The sequence below is a fragment of the Fulvitalea axinellae genome, assembly GCF_036492835.1.
Classification (GTDB): Bacteria; Bacteroidota; Bacteroidia; order Cytophagales; family Cyclobacteriaceae; genus Fulvitalea; species Fulvitalea axinellae.
On sequence record NZ_AP025314.1, the window covers coordinates 4,132,620 to 4,151,490 of the forward strand.

Here is an 18,871-nt window from a genome sequence, read left to right on the forward strand (position 1 = left end):
TTGCTATATTCGTATTTAACTACGAGAAATAGCAAGATTAATTAATATAAAGATGAGACACAAAATCCTATTCCTGTGCTTCCTTTTGGCGGCCTTTGCGCTTTCCGGGGTTAGCCAGCAAGCAGTCGCCCAAGAGATGTCGAAAAAAGAGCGGAAGGAGTGGAAACGCAAGCTTAAAAAAATCAGTCCAGAACAATACAAGAAGTTTCTGGACGAGTTTAAGGCTTTGCAAGCGAAAAGCAGTGAGCAAAACGGTCAGATTTCCAGCTTGGAAGAGCGCCTGAACAGTCGCAACAAAGACCTCCAAGCCAAAGAGGCCGAAGTAAGCCAACTGCTCTCGCAATTGGACAAATACAAAAACGGGGAAGTCAAAACCGAAACCGCCGTTGATGAGGCTCCGGCAAAACCCGCCAAAAACAAGAATTACACTAAAGGTGTAACTTTCAGGGTTCAGATCGGCGCTTTCCGCAACAAAGACCTTTCGAAATACTTCGACAATACCGAAAGCTTTGGCGGAGAGATCAACCAAGACGGTACCCAGCAAATCACGCTAGGAGTCTTCCGCGACTACTGGAACGCCAACACGTTCAAAAAGTACCTTCGCGAGATGGGTGTAAAAGACGCTTGGATTGTCGCTTACAAAAACAACAAGCGTGTACCGATCAAAGACGTACTCGAAGGCGTAATGTAAAATATAATTTCCGCCGGTAACGGCTAGTCCTCACAATATTCTAGAAGCGCTCATACGAGCGCTTTTTTTGTGTCGAAATTAAAGCAACCCTTTGTCCGCGAAGCTCAGATAGCCGTTATCGGTATAGATGATATGGTCCAGAACAGGTATTTCCAGAAACTCACCGGCCTGCTTCACTTTCTTAGTAAGCCGAATATCCGCATCACTAGCCTTCAACTGTCCCGATGGATGGTTATGGGCCAAAATCACCGCACTTGCCTGTATATTCAAGGCCATTTTGAAAATCCGCTTCGGATCGGCTACCGTTCCTGATATTCCGCCTTCACTCACTTTTCTTTTTCTTAGTACTCCGTTTGCCCTATTTAGTAACAAAACCCAGAATTCTTCGTGAGCAAGATCCATAAGGTCAGGACGAAGACATTCGAACGCGTCTTGGGAGCACGCTATTTTCAGTCTGCGGACAGGGTCAGCCTCTTTTCGTCTTCTTCCCAATTCCAAAGCCGCCGTAATGGAAATCGCCTTCGCAGGGCCAATGCCTTTTACGGAACACATATCGTCTACGGATTGCCGCGCAAGTTCGCTGAGGTTATTCGAAGCCGTATTAAGTAAATGTTTGGCCAAGTCCACCGCCGATTGAGATTTTGTCCCCGAACCTATTAGAATCGCCAATAATTCGGCATTTGTAAGTGCCGCCCGTCCCTTCATCGCCAATTTTTCCCTAGGCCTATCCTCTTCCGCCCACTGTTTTATCCCCGTTGGGGCTTCATACTGTTCCATGCCGGGAAGTCGGCAAGTTTTGGGCCGGCAAAAAATATCAGGTAACAAAAAAAGCCTCACTCTTAAGAGTGAGGCTTCAATATCTTTTAAACGGTAAGGATTAAGCCAATCCGTTTACGAACTTCGTCAATTTAGACTTCTTGTTAGCAGCGTTGTTTTTGTGGATGATGTTACGCTTAGCCAACTTGTCCAACATACCAGAAACCTGCTTCAACAACTCCTGCGCTTCAGTCTTGTCAGTTGTGTGTTGCAACTTCTTGATGAAAGTTCTAGTTGTCTTCTTTTGGTACCTGTTTCTCAGGCGCTTAGCACGGTCAGAACGGATTCTCTTCAGCGCTGATTTGTGATTTGCCATATTATTAATGAATTTCGAATAATTTCAATGCTTCATTTAGGAATGCAAAGATACCACAATAATCCGTATCGTCAAACAGTCCCGTAAAAATAAATCAATCAAAGGGTTAAGGCTACTTTGTCAGTTTTTTGTACTTGATTCTGGTAGGCGTCACGTCTCCCAGACGCTTCATCCTGTCCTCCTCATACTCGCTGAAGTTACCCTCAAACCACTTCACCTGCGACTCCCCTTCGAACGCTAGAATGTGGGTACAAACCCTGTCAAGGAACCAACGGTCGTGGGAAATGATCACCGCACATCCGCCGAAGTTCTCCAACGCTTCCTCCAATGCCCGGAGCGTATTAACGTCCAAGTCGTTGGTAGGTTCGTCAAGAAGAAGCATGTTGGCGCCTTGTTTTAGCGTCATGGCCAAGTGTACACGGTTACGCTCACCACCCGAAAGCTGACCCACTTTTTTCTGTTGGTCACCTCCGCTAAAGTTGAACTTGCTAACGTAAGCACGTGAGTTCACCTGACGGCCTCCCAAATCGATCAACTCCTCTCCGTCTGAAATGGTTTCCCAAACAGTCGAATCAGGCTTCATGTCGTCGTGTTCCTGGTCAACGTAAGCGATTTTCACCGTCTCACCCACTTCAAACGATCCGTCATCCGGCTGTTCCTGCCCTGTGATCATTTTGAAAAGCGTGGTTTTACCGGCACCATTAGGCCCGATAATACCTACGATACCGCCTTGCGGAAGCATAAAGTTCAAGTCCTCATAAAGGAACTTCTCACCGAATGCCTTGGAAACGCCTTTCGCCTCAATAACTTTGGTTCCCAAACGTGGCCCCGGAGGAATAAAGAGTTCGAGTTTCGCTTCTTTCTCCTTCCCTTCTTCGGAAACGAGTTTATCATATGCGCTAAGACGGGCTTTGGCTTTAGCGTGACGGCCTTTAGGTGTCATCTTCACCCATTCGAGCTCCCGCTCCAATGTCTTCTGGCGTTTCGACTCAGTCTTTTCTTCTTGAGCCAAACGCTTTTGTTTCTGGTCAAGCCAAGAAGAATAGTTCCCTTTCCACGGAATACCCTCTCCGCGGTCAAGCTCAAGGATCCAACCCGCTACATTATCCAAGAAATAACGGTCGTGAGTCACGGCGATTACCGTACCTTTATATTGTTGTAAGTGGTGCTCAAGCCAAAGTACTGATTCGGCATCCAAGTGGTTGGTAGGTTCGTCAAGAAGAAGAACGTCGGGTTGCTGAAGCAACAGACGGCACAAGGCCACACGGCGCTTCTCGCCACCGGAAAGGTTCGCCACCTTGGCTTCGCCGGGAGGCGTGCGCAAGGCTTCCATCGCGCGTTCCAAGTTTGAATCGAGATTCCAAGCGTCTAGCTGATCAAGCTGCTCTTGTACCTCGCCTTGGCGGGTGATAAGCTTGTCCATGGCGTCGGGATCCTCAAGAATCTCCGGCTCGGCGAATTTCAGGTTGATCTCGTCGAACTCGCGAAGCAGATCCACGGTTGTAGCCACGCCTTCTTCCACCACTTCCCTTACCGTTTTTTCCGGATCAAGCTCAGGCTCTTGCTCAAGATATCCCACCGAATAACCGGTATCGGACACCACTTCGCCTTGGTACTCTTTGTCGATTCCGGCGATAATTCGCATCAACGACGATTTACCCGAGCCGTTAAGACCGAGCACACCGATTTTCGCTCCATAAAAAAACGACAGGTAGATATTTTTGAGCACCTGTTTGTTTGGCTGGTAGGTCTTACTGACCCCGGCCATTGAAAAGATTATTTTCTCGTCACTCATGTTTAGGATGTTCTTTTTGACAGGCCCTGAAGGGCGGTGCGGATAAGCTTGCAACGTTTAGTGGAAAAACTGGATCGCCCCAAACCGAGATTCCTGTATTTACGGAAACAACGGTTGGATATCAATCCTCTTCGTCGCCTCACAAAAGTAATCTTTTTAAAGCGTCCTTCAAAAAATAGGGAAGCGCTTCGGCCATAGCCCATAAGGCTTAACGCACAAAACCTTACTCGGAGAAGTAAATTCCTTTGAGTGGCCGTAAAAAATCCCTCCGCATGTGATTGTTTACGCTTAAATGGTTAGCTTTGCCGAAAAGGATTCTGTCATATTTAAGTTAAGGCTTGCAAACATTGGAATCGAACGAATACGGTTATATTAAAGACGGCAAAGTGTTTCTCAAAGGGTTCTTGGAGTTCCCCGACAGAGAAATTGGTGAGGTAAAGGAGGACGAGGCCTCTTCTCTCAAGTATTTCGAAGACCGTTTCGAAATTGCCCAAAACAAAGTGGATGAGTTGGCCAAAGCCATCGAGGAAGCGACAAACAAGGGCTCATACTTGATGAAATTGGTCCATTTGAGAAAATATCTGGCCGAATTTGACGCGATCGGAGATTTTGTCCCATTGTTTGAGAGCCTCGGCAGGTATGAGGTCCAGATACAGGAGATCATCCTTAAGAACCGCGTCAAGAACTTGGAAATCAAGCGCGCCTTATTGGCCGAAGCGGAATTGATTGTGGCTATGGATGACATGAGGGAAGCCTCTGAGAAGTTCAAAGACCTTAATCTTCGTTGGCTGAAAACCGGCGCCGTGGGCGAAGAGTCGCGGGAGGAAGTCGAAGGCGTTTTCGAAAAAATGCGTTCGGAATTCTACGAAAAGAAGTCAAACCTGTACGCTGAGCGCCAACAATTGGTGGAAGCCAGCATCAAGGAATACGAAAAGCTCGTCGAGGAAGCCGAGGGACTCGGAACCACCGAGGACATCGAAGCGGCGGCCGAGAAGCTGAAGACTTTGCAAAAGCAATGGAAAGAGCTCGGCTCTATCCCCGCTAAAGTCAGAACGGCGCTCTGGTCTCGTTTCCGCAAGGCGAACGACGACGTTTTCAACAAGCTGAAATCTCTCAGAAAAGAAAATCGCTCGAAAAAAGCGGGTGTTCTCAGAGCCGAATTGGTGGAAAAGGCCGAAGCCTTTATGGCTAATGAAGACGCTACCCCCGAAGCTATCAAGCGCTTGGTTGGCGACTGGAAACGCTTGCCAAAAGGCGGGGCGTCAAAAGAATTGGCTGACCGCTTCTTCTACGCCACCGATTGGGTAAACGAGCGACTGTTTGTGGAGAAATTGGCCACAGCCAAATTCAAAGGCTTCAAAGACAAGGACGAAACGGAGCAAAACAAGATCCGTTTGAGAATTGTTCGCGACCTGCTACAACGCGACATGCGCGAATTGGAAGTGTTTAAGGAGAATATGGAGAAGTTTCACGCCAACTCAGGGGCCTTCAACAGCATCGTTTCTGGTAAGGAAGAGATCAAAACCAGGAAGGTTCAGGTGAAAAAGAAACTGATGGAACACTTCCAACAAAAATCGAAATCATAACCCGTAGAATCCGAAAGGGCTCTTTGGGAGAGCAATGAGATATTAACGGGCTTGTGACGGTGCGAATCGGACAGGCCCGATTTTTTTTCATTTCGCCGTACAACATTTTTTCAATACGTGCGTCTATCAACTAAAATCAGGGATAGAATTAACGTCGAAAAAATAGCGGTTTTAGTTTCATTTTTTCGATTTAATTTTATTTTTGCACGACTGTTTTAGATAACGATATCAGGAGGAAAAATATATGTACTGGACACTTGAACTAGCTTCTTATCTCGAAGATGCTCCTTGGCCAGCAACCAAGGACGAATTGATTGACTTCTCAGTCCGTTCCGGAGCCCCAATGGAAGTGGTCGAAAACCTTCAGGAGCTGGAAGACGACGGCCAGCCTTATGAAAGCATAGAGGAAATTTGGCCGGATTACCCGACGAAAGAAGACTTCTTCTTCAACGAAGACGAATATTGATTCCGTAACGAACGGGCAATATCGACAGAAGATAAAACGAGAGAGATGTAAGACACACCTCTCTCGTCTTGTTTGTATAGTATTATATTACAGGCTCTTCACAAAAGCCTCGGCGAAAACCATATCTTCCGGTGTGGTGATCTTTATGTTTTCGTAAGCACCTTGCGTCAAAGTTATCTTACCGCCAAAGGCCTCAAACACTGAAGCGTCGTCCGTAAATCTACTCTGCTCCGGTTGGGCGTAAGCGTCTTTGAGATTTTTTAGACCAAACACCTGCGGAGTCTGCACCAAACGATACTGAGCCCTGTCTTTGGCCTCACTATTTCCATCCCCGTCAATCTCACGAATCGAATCTTTCAGCTCGACGGCCACAACGGCACTTCCCGTTTTCTCAGCGGTTTTATAGGCTTCGTCCAACACATTAGCCGGTGTAAATGGTCGAACGCCATCGTGTACGGCCACCAATCCGCCCCCCTGAAGCTTATCCAATCCGTTTTTCACAGACTGAAATCGACTAGCGCCACCTTTTACTACAGTATGGGAAGTTTGAAAATTATGTTTCTCAATCAATTCTCTCCAAAAATCAATTTGATTCTCAGGAAGCGCTAAGATGATTTCGGGGACATCCTTCATATTTGCAAACGCATCAATCGTTCGCATAAGGATTGGGATTCCCCCTACTTCCAAAAATTGTTTCGGCAATGCGGAGCCCATACGGCTACCGCTACCGCCTGCCACTATTAGAGCGTATCGTTTCATTTTTCCGAAAACAAAAACACCCGCTCTGTTAAAGCGGGTGCAATTTATAAATTCCTGAAAGCTGATATTAAAGCACCAGCATTGCGTCTCCGTATGTGAAGAAGCGATATTTTTCTTTGATCGCCTCTTGGTATGCGTCCATAATCAGCTCATAACCGCCATAAGCCGCAACCATCATCAACAACGTTGACTGCGGAAGGTGGAAGTTACTGATCAAACCGCTACAGATTTTGAAATCGTAAGGAGGAAAGATAAACCTGTCGGTCCAACCTTCGAAGTCCTTAAGTCTTCCTGCGGCGGAAACTGACGACTCAAGCGCGCGCATTGTGGTAGTACCCACTGCACACACTCTACGCTTGTTGTCAAGGGCTTTGTTTACCATACCCACAGTCGGCTCGGCGATTTTGAAATTCTCCGAATCCATTTTGTGCTTGGTAAGGTCTTCCACATCCACTGGACGGAAAGCTCCAAGACCAACGTGAAGTGTCACGGCGCTCATGTCTATCCCCTTGATCTCAAGGCGCTTCAACAAATGCGGCGTAAAGTGCAGGCCAGCGGTTGGCGCAGCTACGGCTCCTACGTTCTTGGCGTAGATAGTTTGATAACGCTCACGGTCAGAAGCCTCGGCTTCGCGCTGAAGCTCGCGAGGGATCGGCGTTTCGCCCAACGAATCGATAAGACGGTAGAACTCTTCGTCCTCACCTTCGTAAAGGAAACGGATCGTTCTTCCGCGCGACGTTGTGTTGTCGATGACCTCGGCCACCAAATCGCCATTGCCAAAGTAGAGCTTGTTCCCTACCCGGATTTTTCTGGCGGGATCAACCAACACGTCCCACAAGTGCAGGTCCTTGTTCAGTTCGCGGAGCAGGAACACTTCGATCTTCGCTCCGGTTTTCTCCTTGTTGCCGTAAAGGCGAGCGGGGAAAACTTTCGTGTCATTCGTCACAAGCACGTCACCTTCGTCGAAATAGTCGATGACGTCTTTGAAGACCTTGTGCTCAATCTTTCCAGTGTCTTTATGAACAACCATCAAACGGGACTCGTCCCTGTTTTCGACCGGGTATTGGGCCAGCAAATCGGCTGGCAAATCGAACTTGAACTCTGATAACTTCATATAATTACCTGTATTGTATCCGGACAGACAGTAACAGCATGCCTAAGCAGACAAAGTTAAGAATTTTCCGCATTAATTTAATACAAAAGAAGAAATTCATAGCGACCTGATACGGAAGCCTTACGGATTTCCGCATTACGGATAATAAAAACTACGGAGTGGTAAGAATGATTCGCTTCTGACGAAAAATATCTCCACGATTTTTGCCCGTTTCTTGATCGAGAAAAGGGCAAATACGAGATAAGAAGCTCCTTGCCTATCAACTTACAGTCACTGAAAACCAAATCGGGCAGGGATTTATCATGTATAAAGCCTTATGAGAATCAGAGGGAAAATCTCTTTATCCAAAATCACAACACATGATATTCAGAGAACTCAAACTTTTCACCACACAACTCCGAAAACAGGAAGATTTTTATACAAAGACACTCGGGATGACATTATTAGAATCCGAGGCGGACAATTTCAAAGTGCTGGCCGGCAGATCCATTCTCGAATTCGAGCAATCGGAAACTGCTACTCCCTATCATTTCGCCTTCAACATTCCCTCACATTCAGAAGCGGAAGCTATAGAATGGTTAAAAAAACGGGTGAAAATACTGACTGACAAACAGGGAACCGAAATACAGGATTTTGTGAACTGGAACGCCAAGTCAATGTACTTTTATGATACTGACAGAAATATTGTGGAATTCATCGCTCGGCGCAATTTGGAGTATCAAACCTCTACACCTTTTGGCGGTAACAGCATAGTGGAAATCAGCGAAATTGGAGTGGCGACAAGCGATATCGAACCCGCTTTCAGGTTTTTGGAAAATAATTTGGGCGTGTCAATATACGACGGTTCGTTCGAGCAATTCTGCGCGACCGGAGAGGAACGGGCGCTTTTTATCTTGGTGAACAGAAACAAAAAGGACTGGTTGCCCTGCGGAGACAAAGTCTACGCATCTGGCTTTCATATTTTGGTGGAGACTGAAGAAAGAACTTCAAACCTAGAATTTACAGGTGACAAGTTCCGTTTGAGATAAAAAAAGCGGAAAATTGGTATTAACCAATCTCCCGCCCTGACACGTAATCCAACAAGGATCAAGCTCTTAATATCTCAACTTTTCTGATTTATTGGTAATAATAAATCACCGTAGAGAACCCAGCGTCACGATTCGGGTTTTTATAAATATTCGGAGTCCACTCCCAGTTAAACTTCAACGATTTTTTATAAGTAATCGGCGACTCCCAAAAGATTCTGGTGTTCACTTCCTTGGCGTGCTCGCTACCTCCAGAAACATAAGCCGAGGATTTGTTAAAGTGTCCCCATGACATATCGAACAAGTCTTCGTGCCCTGTTCCGTTCCAGAGGTTGTTCGGAAAGTTGTTCTTCTCATCCACAAAAATATGCTCGTCGAGTTCGGGCTGACAATCGAAATAATCCAAATAAGCGATCACGTGACCTGCGCCGTGGGTGTCCAACACCGTAAATCCGTTTTTGTAGAAATACTCGTTGAGCGGAGCTTTCGGGTAAGGTGGCTGAGAACTCTTGATATAATACTTCCCGGAATTGGCTTTCGCCCTAAGCTTCTTTACTGCATTCGCCACATCAGCTTTTTCCCTGAAAATGGACACTTTGAATTTCAGCTTTCTTGAAGAATTATTATGAATGGAAATACGGGCATTTTTCTGGAAAGGCATCGGAATATAATTGTACTTTCCCGATTTATTAGCGCCAAGTAATAGCGTACTTTGCTCGTTCGATCCGAAACCGAGCTCTACGGGAACATCAACCGAAGGACGGGACTCTCCATCCCAGAAGATCTTCATTTGCAAATTCTTCAGAGTCTCCTTGTCCGCGTCAAGCTCAATTCCACGAATAATCCCCGAACCGTCAAGCTTTATCTCTACGTCTCCGTTAGGATTAAGATTCGCCTTTTTGCTGACTTTACGGTAACGCTTCACTTTGTTCGCCATAAAATTTTTATCCGCAAAAGCGTTGTTCGCCTTTTCCCAAGCGGCCTTTTCTTCATTGGTAAAGTTTGTTGTAAAAGACTTTATGGCAACTGGCGAGTCAAAACGTTTGATGTTAACAATATTGTAATTTGGCTTGTCGAGCATAAAACGAAAACGCTTGGTGAAAGGCATCGGCACACGGCAAATCCCGAAAATTTTGCCTTCTTCGGCCGAACGAACCTCAATCTGCGACATTGGCGCGGCGAATGGCAAACCCGACTCGAAAAAGCCTTTTGTAGGCCCTTCGTAGATCGTTTTACCGTCCACTTCCACTTTCATATTTCCCCAACCTCGGTTCAGCCTGAAAGTCGACCAAATCCGGGTAGCCACACCAGGACCCTCGCAGTCGGCGTATACATGCCACTTCCCTTCTTTGTAAAGGGAGTTAACATCATCGGGATTGTTTCCTTTGCGGTTAAATCCGGAATATTGATAAGTCGTGTACTCTTGTGTTTCCCAAAAATGGTCCACGGAAATCATTTTCTCCAATTCCGAAGACACGCTTACGGTTTGAGAGAAGCTAGTGACGGCGCAAAAAAGAGACGCTATAAACATCCCTATCGCCCGTTTAAATACCATCATAATGCAGTTGTTTTGTTAAGATATTTGCGAGGTTCGCCCAAACACAAAAAGCGGGCTATGACAACGATAGAACCTTCGGTGGCAAATAAATAAAAACAACAACATCACCGCATTAGCAAAAACGTTTAAGCTACAACAGACACGAATTTTATAGGTTTTTCAGACAATCAATCGCTCGTTACAAACTGAGTATGGGGCTGAGTGGGGTACCAAATGAGAATAAAAGACGCATCATTCAGGTATCATACGGTTCTAACCTACAACGATTTTGCACTATCGGGATAGTCGGTTATAATTCCGTCAACACCCCAACTGGTCAGCTTTTTCATGTCGCTTACATTGTTCACTGTCCATGGTATAACCTGCAAACCTTTTTCGTGGAGCATCTTTACCGAATCCTGATCGAGAAGAATATATTCCGGGCTATAGATTTCGGGCAAAAAACCGAGATCCGTGAGGTTTTCCTCAATGCTTTTACCGTTTTCGACAAGAGCGGCCAAACGGATCTCGGGGTATTTCTCATGAAGATACCGTAGAACCCTGAAATCAAACGACTGCAGATTGACGTTTTTTATCTGAACATGCTTTCGGATAACGGACACTACCGCATCTGAGAAAACTTTCACATCCGGCTGGGTAAGGCCTTCTTGTCCTTCCACCGATTTAATCTCGATATTATAAGCTACAGTCCTACTCGGATGCTTGATCTGGTATTCTTTTACGGCTTCGAAGACTTCGGAAAGGAGAGGCTTGCTCACCTTCATCTTTTCTTGCCTTGGAAAACTCGACAGTTTTCGCATCCCCACATCAAAGCGCTTGATCTCAGTTTGGCTCATCCGGAAAATATTCAAGCTGGCTTCCAGTTCTTCGCTGACCTCACTCCCATCAGGAGCGGTACTGATATGGGCGGAAAAAAACGGCTCGTGAGACACCAACACGTTTCCGTCGCCATTGATGACCACATCGAGTTCCAAAGTATTCACGCCATATTCCAACGCAGTGATAAACGACGGAATGGTATTCTCGGGCATCAGCCCGCGCGCTCCTCTATGACCCTGAATATCAGGCTTCGGATTATTTGAATCACAAGAAAGCATAAGCGGAAATATTAGGCTTAGTAACAAGGATATTCGCAACGTGTTCATAACGGTTTCGTTTTTGTCAAAAATTGCACACCGAATGTTTTTATGTAAAAATAGCAGTATGATTAATCTTCTTGGTTAATTTTGGATTAAGGCGTTTTATACTTAAGGTTAAGCAATTCACACCTAACCAAACATTGTGAATATTGATATTACCACATGTTTAGTATTGCCTTTTCTAGTTTTTATTTGAAATTCAATAAATAAAGGCTTATCATGGGACCACATGCTCGGGTCTGGCTTAAACACCGAGTAGGTTCTATAATTTTTCTCGCTAAAGGAAGGCGGTACACCACGCCGTTTTCGCTTCGGTCACGCTTATATGCGTACTGTATTTTCCGTCCAATTTTGCTGGTACGTAACAGTGGTATTATAGAAATGAAGAAACCAACGCTAAACGAACAACTAGCCGACTACAAAGCACTGTATGATAAAAACGCTACTCTGATCTTTAATTACGTCAAGAAATCTACCGGTTCCACTTTGGACGCCGAGGACATAGTCCAAGAGCTGTTCGTGGACCTTTGGTCAAAAAAAGGAAAAGTGAGTTTTCGGGAACGGGATCTCCGGCCCTACCTATTCCGAATGGCCAGAAACAAAATCATCGACCTATACAGGAAACGAGAAGTCGAAAAGCGCCATACAGACAACTTCGGAAAGACAGCCAACAGAAGCTCGTCGCAGGCCGAGTCTATGGAACACGTCGAATACAAGGAACTCAAAGAGTCCGTGGACTTGCTGATCGCACAACTCCCGCCACAGTGCAAAGACGTTTTTCTGATGAGCCGCATCGGCGGAATGTCCTATGCAGAAATAGGGGAACTTTTGGGCATATCCACCAAAACAGTTGAAAATCATATCGGAAAAGCTCTCAAGAGGCTCAAAAAGGGGTTGCCAAAGTATGTTTTGGCTAGTGTTGTTTTAATTGCTGTAGCGATCAAACTCTCTGTGATTTACGAACGATTTATTAAGTCACTGTAATTTTTTTTAAAATATTTTCATTTCGGAATAGGGGTTTCGCTTTCGGCAAACGATTTACCAGTTAAGAACTATGAAAGGCAAGGAGGACATAAAAGGGCAGAGTGCGGATGGAGAGCAGCTGCTGGACAAACTTTTGAAGCAAGAAGAGTGGAACGCCGAGCCGGTTTGGGAACGGTGTGTTGCCGATATAAAGAGGATTGAAGCGAGAAAAGCCCAAGGGAAGAGGCGCTGGATATGGAGCTCGGGTATTGCGGCTAGCGTAGCTATTGCGTTATTCGCTGTAACCTTTTTTCTCTTTAATAGCCCTCCCTATTCCGAAACTGATTCGCACGTACGATTGGTCAGGGGAGGCAAAACTGTTTTGGTCCATTCGGATCTTCAATCGATCAACGGAGGGAAGATCGACAACGACACCCTTACTGAATATAACCACAGCGTTGTTGGTGAATTAGCACAAGACCTGGAAGTTCACGTCCCGTTTGGAAAGCGCTTTTGCACTATTTTGAATGACGGAACATCAGTAACCTTAAACGGAGGAACTGTATTTCATTACCAATCGAAATTCGGAGGAAACGAGCGTAGAGTACGTTTAGCGAAGGGGCAAGCCTTCTTTGAAGTAGCCCATAACCCCAAAAAACCATTTGTGGTAGAGGTGGAAGACTCCGAGATAAAAGTATTGGGAACCAGCTTCGATATTAAAGATTATGCTGAACAAGGCGAAATTGTTACCACGCTGGTTTTAGGAAAAATAAAAGTGAAGAACGGTGACTCGGAAGTCGAAATATCGCCTTCAGAACAAGCCGTAATCCGTAAAGGTGAGAAAGTTATACAGATCGATTCCGTGGATGTAGCACCCCATGTAGCGTGGCTTCGTGGCCGGATTTTAGCCAAGCCCCTTACCGTAAAAGAGGTTTTTCTTCAACTGGAAAGGTTACACGGCTACAGATTCGATTACGCCAAAGCCAAAAATTGCATGGATATACAGATCATAGCCACGTTCGACAAACAAGACAGTATAGAGGATATTCTGGAAGTTATCAGCAGGATGGCCGATTTCCAATACGCGTTTTCAGGCAATACCATTAAGGTATACCGCTAAGGCGTCATCACGCAACGCTTTTTTTTCGCAGACTCCAAAAAGGAGAAGAGAGAGGGTCCGCTAAAACACCTCTCTCCAAATTCGATAACTATAAACATTGCAAAGCTATGAAAATGCTTTACTTTTCAAAAGCCACTTCCTCTACTGGCGGAAGGTGGCGATGGGCATTTATGCTCTTTTTTCTTCTCAGCGCTGCGCAGGCCTTCCCCAAAGACCTGTTCACTTTGAGTGGGAAAAAACAAACTTTAGCCAAGACGTTCGAAAAAGTCGAAACGATCACCAGCTACAAAATCGCCTACCGGGCCGGCCAGATCGACGCTAGCCAATTGGTTTCCTATGATGTAAAAGGAGCCTCGATCGAAGCTTGCATGGGGCAAATCCTGAAAGGCACAGGCCTAAAGTACGAGATCATCGGGAAGTCGATTTTGATCAGCAAAAAGGGGCCTGAAGCTAAAAAACCCGAAGCCAACATTGTTCAGCAAGAACAAAAAATCAGAGTTACGGGAACAGTCAAAGACTCTGAATCAGGCGAAGGCCTCTTCGGCGTCAACATCATGGAAAAAGGTAGCACCAGCAACGGTACAATCACCGACCTCTCCGGAAAATTCCTGATAATCGTTGATAAAAACGCTTCGATAGTAGTCTCGTCAATCGGTTACGATCCTATGGACGTTGCTGTGAATGGGCGCTCCAACATCGAAGTCAGTTTGAGCCCCTCAGTAGAGCAATTGGACGATGTCGTTGTGACCGCTTTCGGCATGAAAAGAGAAAAAAAGAAACTCGGGTATGCCGTAACCGAGGTCAAGGGAGCAGAACTAGCCACTGGGTCAGAAATCAATCCTGTCAGCGGATTAGCGGGTCGAGTAGCGGGCGTACAGATCAACGAGAATGCGTCAGGGTCTTTCGGTGGTTCAAGAATTATCATCCGGGGTAACGCCACCTTGAAGAACAACAACCAACCCATATACGTAGTAGACGGCGTGATCATGGACAACGGCACTTCTGGTGGCACAGATTGGGGTAACGATTTAAAAAATCTCAATCCAGACGATTTCGAAAGTGTAAGCGTTCTGAAAGGTGCCGCGGCATCGGCTCTTTACGGATCCCGAGCGGTAAATGGCGTCATTCTGATCATCACCAAGACCGGTAAGAACAGAAAAGGCCTCGGCATTGACGTTTCTTATACGCATAATGTCGAAGACGTGTACGGGGGCATGGATTTCCAAGACGAGTTCGGGGCAGGCATAGAGTACCGTACTGTAGAGCACGAACAAGACGACTACCTCGGCTTCCCTACTAACAATGAAGGGGAACCCTATCTGAATCTCGGCAGCCATGCCTCTTTTAGCTACGGACCGAAAATGAAAGGTCAAAAAGTCCGAGACTATGACGGCCAATGGACCACTTTTGATCCGCAACCAGACAACTACATCGACGGCTATGACCAAGGCTCTATCAAAAATCTAAACGTAAGCCTTAGCGGAGGCAATGACCTCACCACCTTCAGGCTTTCCTATTCCAACACTCGTCGAGATGGTGTCTTGCCTAACAACGACTTCACCAGAAATAGCTTCACCCTGCGGGCCACACACCAAGTTACGGAGAAAATACATGCCAATGCTGGCCTTTCTTACACAATCAGCGAAGCTCTAAACCCCGTTCGGGAGGGAAATAAAAGTTTGGGGAAAAACTACTGGTACCGTTGGCCCAGAAGCTATAATACCAACAAATGGCTGGAACTTTATAAAGATGAAGAGGGGGTAAGGCGCCAATCAGAGTCATCCTATCCCGGCCGTGATTTCTGGTGGAGAATCTACGAAAACAACTACACTCGAGACGAAGACGCATTCAGAGGTGACTTTACCGTATCATACGACATCCTCGATTGGTTGCAACTTCAGACAACTGTAAACGCATACTCATATGGGTTCAAAGAAACCTTCGAAGAACTTGGCGGTGGTGTAAATCAAGCTGGTGGGTCATTTTCACTCAAACACCAAAGGAAAAATCAATTAACAGTTAAATCTTTACTGACAGCCACAAAATCCTTTGGGCAAGATTGGGACGTGAGCGCAACCCTTGGTGCGGAACGATTCGAAACAAAACAATCATACACTAGGGCTTTCACACAAGGCGGATTAATTGTCCCTGGTGTATACACGCTAAGCAACTCTAAAAAAGACCCAAAAACACAGGCCGTGGAAAATGGTCGTAAGGAGATCCAATCGGTCTATATGTTCACCAACGTCGCATGGAAAAATATGCTCTTCGTTGACGCCACCGTACGTAATGATTGGAACTCCGCGCTAACTAGACCCGACGGCGGGGGCAACAACAGTTTTCTTTACCCTTCAATCGCTGGATCATGGGTATTCTCGGAAACTTTCGAAATGCCTGCTTTTGTCACTTTCGCAAAATTCAGAGCTTCCTATGCAGAAGTGGGCGCGGACCCTTCTCCATACTCTTATCTGAATGTGGGCTTCAAAAAAGACGGTAGCTACATTGACAACAGCGGAAAGGAATACCTAAACTACAAATTCTCAAACAACACCATCCCAAACGACAACTTACAACCTGAGAGACAGAAATCGATAGAATTCGGTGTGGACCTCCGCTTCTTCAAGAATCGTTTCGGTATAGACCTCGCATACTATAAGAACAACACCTACGATCAGATCCTTTCCTTGGGCGTACCATCGACAACCGGTGTCACCGGAATGGTTATCAACGCAGGAGACATCGAAAACCAAGGCCTCGAATTACTCGTAAGTGCAACTCCCATCAAAACGACAAACTTTTCCTGGGATGTTAGCTTCAACTATACGCGAAACCGAAACATGATCAACGATCTGCATGACAACGTCACTGAGAAAAGACTTGACGGTGGCATGGATGTCGAATCATACGCTGTTGTCGGCGAAGAGTACGGTATACTTCAAACACGTTACGCTTTCACCCGCTACCAGCACATGGATGGCGATACTGAAATCGACCACCCGAGCAACGGTATGAAGGTAATTCATCCAGGCGGAACTTATGTAAGAAGCAACGAGAGAACTAAAGTGGGTAACATGATGCCCGACTGGTTTGGTGGAGTTACAAACACCTTCCGTTGGAAAGGACTAACTCTTCGCACCTTGATAGATATGCAGTTTGGCGCTGACATAGCCAATGCCGAATACAATTACGGGATTGAACGCGGTATCCTTAAAAGCACCCTCTTTGGAAGAGATGAGGCTCACGGAGGAATCAAGTGGGAATCGGCCGACGGCGAAACATATGTAGATGGCATTATCCCTAGTGGGGTTTTCCCTTACGGAACAAAAATCAACAACCAAGACGTAAGTGGTGTCACTTGGCAACAGGCTTATGACGAAGGCTTGGTAGAACCACTTCACGCAGCCGATTATTACTGGGCGCTAGGCAACTGGAATTCCGGTATCAGGGAGCACGCCATCCTCGAATCAAGTTGGGTAATGCTCCGCGAACTGAGCCTCTCTTACAGGTTTGACCGCAAATTCCTTGACAGGATCGGCCTCCACAGCCTTGACCTCTCTCTCTTCGGCCGAAACCTCGGCTACCTCTATACCTCATTGCCTGACGGCGTGAACCCTAACAGTAATGTAAGGAATAAATCCGGATCCGCTATGAGTAATGGCGGTGCGCCATTGAGCAGAGTTTACGGATTTGCGGTGAAATTGGGCATTTAATCTCTTGAAACGGAAATCATGAAAAAATATAATATAAGACAATTGGCGGTAGCCTTTTTCGCAGTCTTTTCCTTTTCGGCATGCACCGATGAGTTTGCAGAAATAAACACCGACCCCAATATAGTTAAAGACGCCGAACTCGACCATCTGCTTACCTTTGCGGAAAAACAGCTCCGTGACGTTGGTCATATGTGGTTTTGGGACAACCACCATTATTACATGACATGGACCCAGCATTCGGTTCCACAGGGTGGTAACAGTGACGAGTTTGTTACCATCAACAACCTGATCGGTCAAAAAAGCTTGCTCTATAAATCCCTCATGCCCAACTTAATGGAAATCAGGGAACAAATAGACAATATGCCTGATGAAAGCAAGATAAAGAGGGAACGTATGCGCGCCATCACCTATCCTATCCTGATTTACCAGGCAATAAAAGTGACCGACATGTACGGCGACATCCCGTACCTTGAGGCGGGGCGCGGACGTTATGAACAGCTCCTTAACCCAAAATACGACAAGCAATCCGATCTTTACGATATATGGATAAGCGAGCTCAACACCGTTATCAAGACACTGACAGAGGACATTACAGACGCCGAAGGAAATGTCGTGGAGCAATCAGTGTACGGATCAAAAGGAAAGGCCGAAATCATTTATTCAAGCGACTGGGCAAAATGGGCGAAGTTTGCCAACACCCTTAAGCTCCGTCTTGCTATCAGGCTTACTCACGCTGACCCAACCAGAGCCAAAACCATTGCGGAAGAAGCGCTCTCCAATTCTGCGGGTATCTTCGAAGGCCCCGCTGATGAATTCCGGAGGCTTCCGAAAACCGACGACAGAGGCCCCGACAACGAGATGCATTATACGACACCTCACGGCGCCTATGAATTCATGAAGTTTATGTGCGATACGCAGGACCCTAGAACAAAAAACTATTTCGAACCAAACGGGTTTACTGACGAGGTGGTCCAAAAGTTCGAAAGTAGCGCAACGGCGACACTCCCTGATATCATCAAAAATGCCCCAACCGAAATGCACCGTCGCTATATCGGTTTGCCCGTATCTCCTGACAAAGTAGACGATGACGCATACGCTCAATTCTTCACCCCTGTGAAGCTTGACGGTGACAACTCTTATAGAACCGCCTCTAGGTTGCACTACAGATACTTCCACCCAGCCAAAAGAAGTGGCAACGGCTACTATATCTACATGTATTATTCTTATGGCGAGATGTGCTTCAATATCGCCGAGCTTATCGAAAGACTTGGCATAAATGGAGACGCCGAAGAATGGTACAACAAAGGTGTCAGGGCATCTCTGGAAATGGTGGACATGCTTGCCTCAGCGGCTCAAGTAGAACAGCATGAGGATCTGACCGAAACCGAAATCACTGATTACTTGGCTATGCCTCAAGTGGCTTACACAGGAGACAAAGATACCAAACTCGAAAAGATCGCTATCCAGCAACAGATTAATTTCTTCAGAGATCCGTTCCAGTCGTTCGTGTACTCAAGAAGAACAGGCTTCCCTAAAAAAGGGTCTGACCTGTTGCCTTGGGAACCTTTCATCTTGGAAAACGGCACAAAAGCCAGGCTCCCGAGAAGAATTTCTCTCGGCGATCCGGGTGAATTCAATAGGACAAATTGGGAACAGGCAATGAGTGCCCAAGGCTTCACTCCTATGACCAACAATATCCTATTGCTAAACACCGAAAGAATGTGGATCGACGAGAACAGCCCCGAATTCGGCCACGAAACGTTCGACTAACACCACACAGTCCTCATTCTTGGAGATAAAAAAGGACCGCCCA

At 46.1% G+C, this 18,871-nt stretch carries 15 protein-coding genes; 8 read left to right on the top strand and 7 right to left on the bottom strand.

Going from position 1 to position 18,871, the window contains the following annotated elements:
• Positions 1-52: 52 nt before the first annotated feature.
• A complete protein-coding gene (locus tag AABK39_RS15660; protein ID WP_338392284.1) occupies positions 53-691 on the top strand; it encodes an Ezrin/radixin/moesin family protein in 639 nt (212 codons plus the stop codon).
• A gap of 78 nt (positions 692-769) precedes the next feature.
• On the opposite strand, the gene radC is transcribed toward AABK39_RS15660, so the two are convergent.
• From radC to ettA, 3 genes are all read right to left on the bottom strand, one after another.
• Entirely contained in the window at positions 770-1,468 is a 699-nt protein-coding gene (radC, locus tag AABK39_RS15665) for a RadC family protein (protein WP_338392285.1), read from the bottom strand.
• A 100-nt stretch (positions 1,469-1,568) separates the two neighbouring features.
• Positions 1,569-1,823 carry a 30S ribosomal protein S20 gene (rpsT, locus tag AABK39_RS15670; protein WP_338392286.1) on the bottom strand — a complete coding sequence of 85 codons (255 nt, stop codon included), beginning with the start codon at positions 1,821-1,823 and terminating at the stop codon, positions 1,569-1,571.
• Positions 1,824-1,935: 112 nt separating this feature from the next.
• Positions 1,936-3,618: an energy-dependent translational throttle protein EttA gene (gene ettA / locus AABK39_RS15675; RefSeq protein WP_338392287.1), complete on the bottom strand. Its 1,683-nt coding sequence runs from the start codon at positions 3,616-3,618 to the stop codon at positions 1,936-1,938.
• A gap of 347 nt (positions 3,619-3,965) precedes the next feature.
• Between ettA and AABK39_RS15680 the strand changes: the two genes are divergently transcribed.
• Together AABK39_RS15680 and AABK39_RS15685 are read left to right on the top strand one after the other, a co-directional pair.
• Positions 3,966-5,204: a DUF349 domain-containing protein gene (locus tag AABK39_RS15680; protein WP_338392288.1), complete on the top strand. Its 1,239-nt coding sequence runs from the start codon at positions 3,966-3,968 to the stop codon at positions 5,202-5,204.
• Positions 5,205-5,448: 244 nt separating this feature from the next.
• Positions 5,449-5,670 carry a DUF2795 domain-containing protein gene (locus AABK39_RS15685; RefSeq protein WP_338392289.1) on the top strand — a complete coding sequence of 74 codons (222 nt, stop codon included), beginning with the start codon at positions 5,449-5,451 and terminating at the stop codon, positions 5,668-5,670.
• Positions 5,671-5,757: 87 nt separating this feature from the next.
• On the opposite strand, the gene AABK39_RS15690 is transcribed toward AABK39_RS15685, so the two are convergent.
• Together AABK39_RS15690 and queA are read right to left on the bottom strand one after the other, a co-directional pair.
• Positions 5,758-6,429, bottom strand: coding sequence for a 2-C-methyl-D-erythritol 4-phosphate cytidylyltransferase (locus tag AABK39_RS15690; RefSeq protein ID WP_338392290.1), 672 nt, complete (start codon positions 6,427-6,429; stop codon positions 5,758-5,760).
• A 67-nt stretch (positions 6,430-6,496) separates the two neighbouring features.
• Entirely contained in the window at positions 6,497-7,543 is a 1,047-nt protein-coding gene (gene queA / locus AABK39_RS15695; RefSeq protein WP_338392291.1) for a tRNA preQ1(34) S-adenosylmethionine ribosyltransferase-isomerase QueA, read from the bottom strand.
• A 359-nt stretch (positions 7,544-7,902) separates the two neighbouring features.
• Between queA and AABK39_RS15700 the strand changes: the two genes are divergently transcribed.
• Positions 7,903-8,571 (top strand): VOC family protein, encoded by a 669-nt coding sequence (locus AABK39_RS15700; RefSeq protein ID WP_338392292.1) that lies wholly within the window; start codon positions 7,903-7,905, stop codon positions 8,569-8,571.
• Positions 8,572-8,659: 88 nt separating this feature from the next.
• Here the strand turns inward: AABK39_RS15700 and AABK39_RS15705 are convergent, their stop codons facing one another.
• Both AABK39_RS15705 and AABK39_RS15710 read right to left on the bottom strand, forming a co-directional pair.
• Positions 8,660-10,126 carry a DUF2961 domain-containing protein gene (locus tag AABK39_RS15705; protein WP_338392293.1) on the bottom strand — a complete coding sequence of 489 codons (1,467 nt, stop codon included), beginning with the start codon at positions 10,124-10,126 and terminating at the stop codon, positions 8,660-8,662.
• 257 nt (positions 10,127-10,383) lie between these two features.
• Positions 10,384-11,271 carry a glycerophosphodiester phosphodiesterase family protein gene (locus AABK39_RS15710; protein ID WP_338392294.1) on the bottom strand — a complete coding sequence of 296 codons (888 nt, stop codon included), beginning with the start codon at positions 11,269-11,271 and terminating at the stop codon, positions 10,384-10,386.
• A gap of 375 nt (positions 11,272-11,646) precedes the next feature.
• On the opposite strand from AABK39_RS15710, the gene AABK39_RS15715 reads away from it, so the two are divergent.
• From AABK39_RS15715 to AABK39_RS15730, 4 genes are all read left to right on the top strand, one after another.
• On the top strand, positions 11,647-12,249 hold the full coding sequence (locus AABK39_RS15715) for an RNA polymerase sigma-70 factor (RefSeq protein WP_338392295.1): 603 nt from the start codon (positions 11,647-11,649) through the stop codon (positions 12,247-12,249).
• 70 nt (positions 12,250-12,319) lie between these two features.
• Complete coding sequence (locus AABK39_RS15720; protein WP_338392296.1) at positions 12,320-13,348, top strand: FecR family protein; 1,029 nt, start codon at positions 12,320-12,322, stop codon at positions 13,346-13,348.
• 107 nt (positions 13,349-13,455) lie between these two features.
• The gene (locus AABK39_RS15725) at positions 13,456-17,058 is read left to right on the top strand and encodes a SusC/RagA family TonB-linked outer membrane protein (RefSeq protein ID WP_338392297.1); all 3,603 of its coding nucleotides are present in this window, start codon (positions 13,456-13,458) and stop codon (positions 17,056-17,058) included.
• Positions 17,059-17,076: 18 nt separating this feature from the next.
• Positions 17,077-18,828, top strand: coding sequence for a SusD/RagB family nutrient-binding outer membrane lipoprotein (locus AABK39_RS15730; protein ID WP_338392298.1), 1,752 nt, complete (start codon positions 17,077-17,079; stop codon positions 18,826-18,828).
• Positions 18,829-18,871 lie beyond the last annotated feature (43 nt).

What these genes read in the sequence shown, in the direction of transcription:
- AABK39_RS15660 (WP_338392284.1), top strand. Translation starts at nt 53, where the DNA reads ATGAGACACAAAATCCTATTCCTGTGCTTCCTTTTGGCGGCCTTTGCG.
- radC (WP_338392285.1), bottom strand. Translation starts at nt 1,468, where the DNA reads ATGGAACAGTATGAAGCCCCAACGGGGATAAAACAGTGGGCGGAAGAG.
- rpsT (WP_338392286.1), bottom strand. Translation starts at nt 1,823, where the DNA reads ATGGCAAATCACAAATCAGCGCTGAAGAGAATCCGTTCTGACCGTGCT.
- ettA (WP_338392287.1), bottom strand. Translation starts at nt 3,618, where the DNA reads ATGAGTGACGAGAAAATAATCTTTTCAATGGCCGGGGTCAGTAAGACC.
- AABK39_RS15685 (WP_338392289.1), top strand. Translation starts at nt 5,449, where the DNA reads ATGTACTGGACACTTGAACTAGCTTCTTATCTCGAAGATGCTCCTTGG.
- AABK39_RS15690 (WP_338392290.1), bottom strand. Translation starts at nt 6,429, where the DNA reads ATGAAACGATACGCTCTAATAGTGGCAGGCGGTAGCGGTAGCCGTATG.
- queA (WP_338392291.1), bottom strand. Translation starts at nt 7,543, where the DNA reads ATGAAGTTATCAGAGTTCAAGTTCGATTTGCCAGCCGATTTGCTGGCC.
- AABK39_RS15700 (WP_338392292.1), top strand. Translation starts at nt 7,903, where the DNA reads ATGATATTCAGAGAACTCAAACTTTTCACCACACAACTCCGAAAACAG.
- AABK39_RS15705 (WP_338392293.1), bottom strand. Translation starts at nt 10,126, where the DNA reads ATGATGGTATTTAAACGGGCGATAGGGATGTTTATAGCGTCTCTTTTT.
- AABK39_RS15710 (WP_338392294.1), bottom strand. Translation starts at nt 11,271, where the DNA reads ATGAACACGTTGCGAATATCCTTGTTACTAAGCCTAATATTTCCGCTT.
- AABK39_RS15715 (WP_338392295.1), top strand. Translation starts at nt 11,647, where the DNA reads ATGAAGAAACCAACGCTAAACGAACAACTAGCCGACTACAAAGCACTG.
- AABK39_RS15720 (WP_338392296.1), top strand. Translation starts at nt 12,320, where the DNA reads ATGAAAGGCAAGGAGGACATAAAAGGGCAGAGTGCGGATGGAGAGCAG.
- AABK39_RS15725 (WP_338392297.1), top strand. Translation starts at nt 13,456, where the DNA reads ATGAAAATGCTTTACTTTTCAAAAGCCACTTCCTCTACTGGCGGAAGG.
- AABK39_RS15730 (WP_338392298.1), top strand. Translation starts at nt 17,077, where the DNA reads ATGAAAAAATATAATATAAGACAATTGGCGGTAGCCTTTTTCGCAGTC.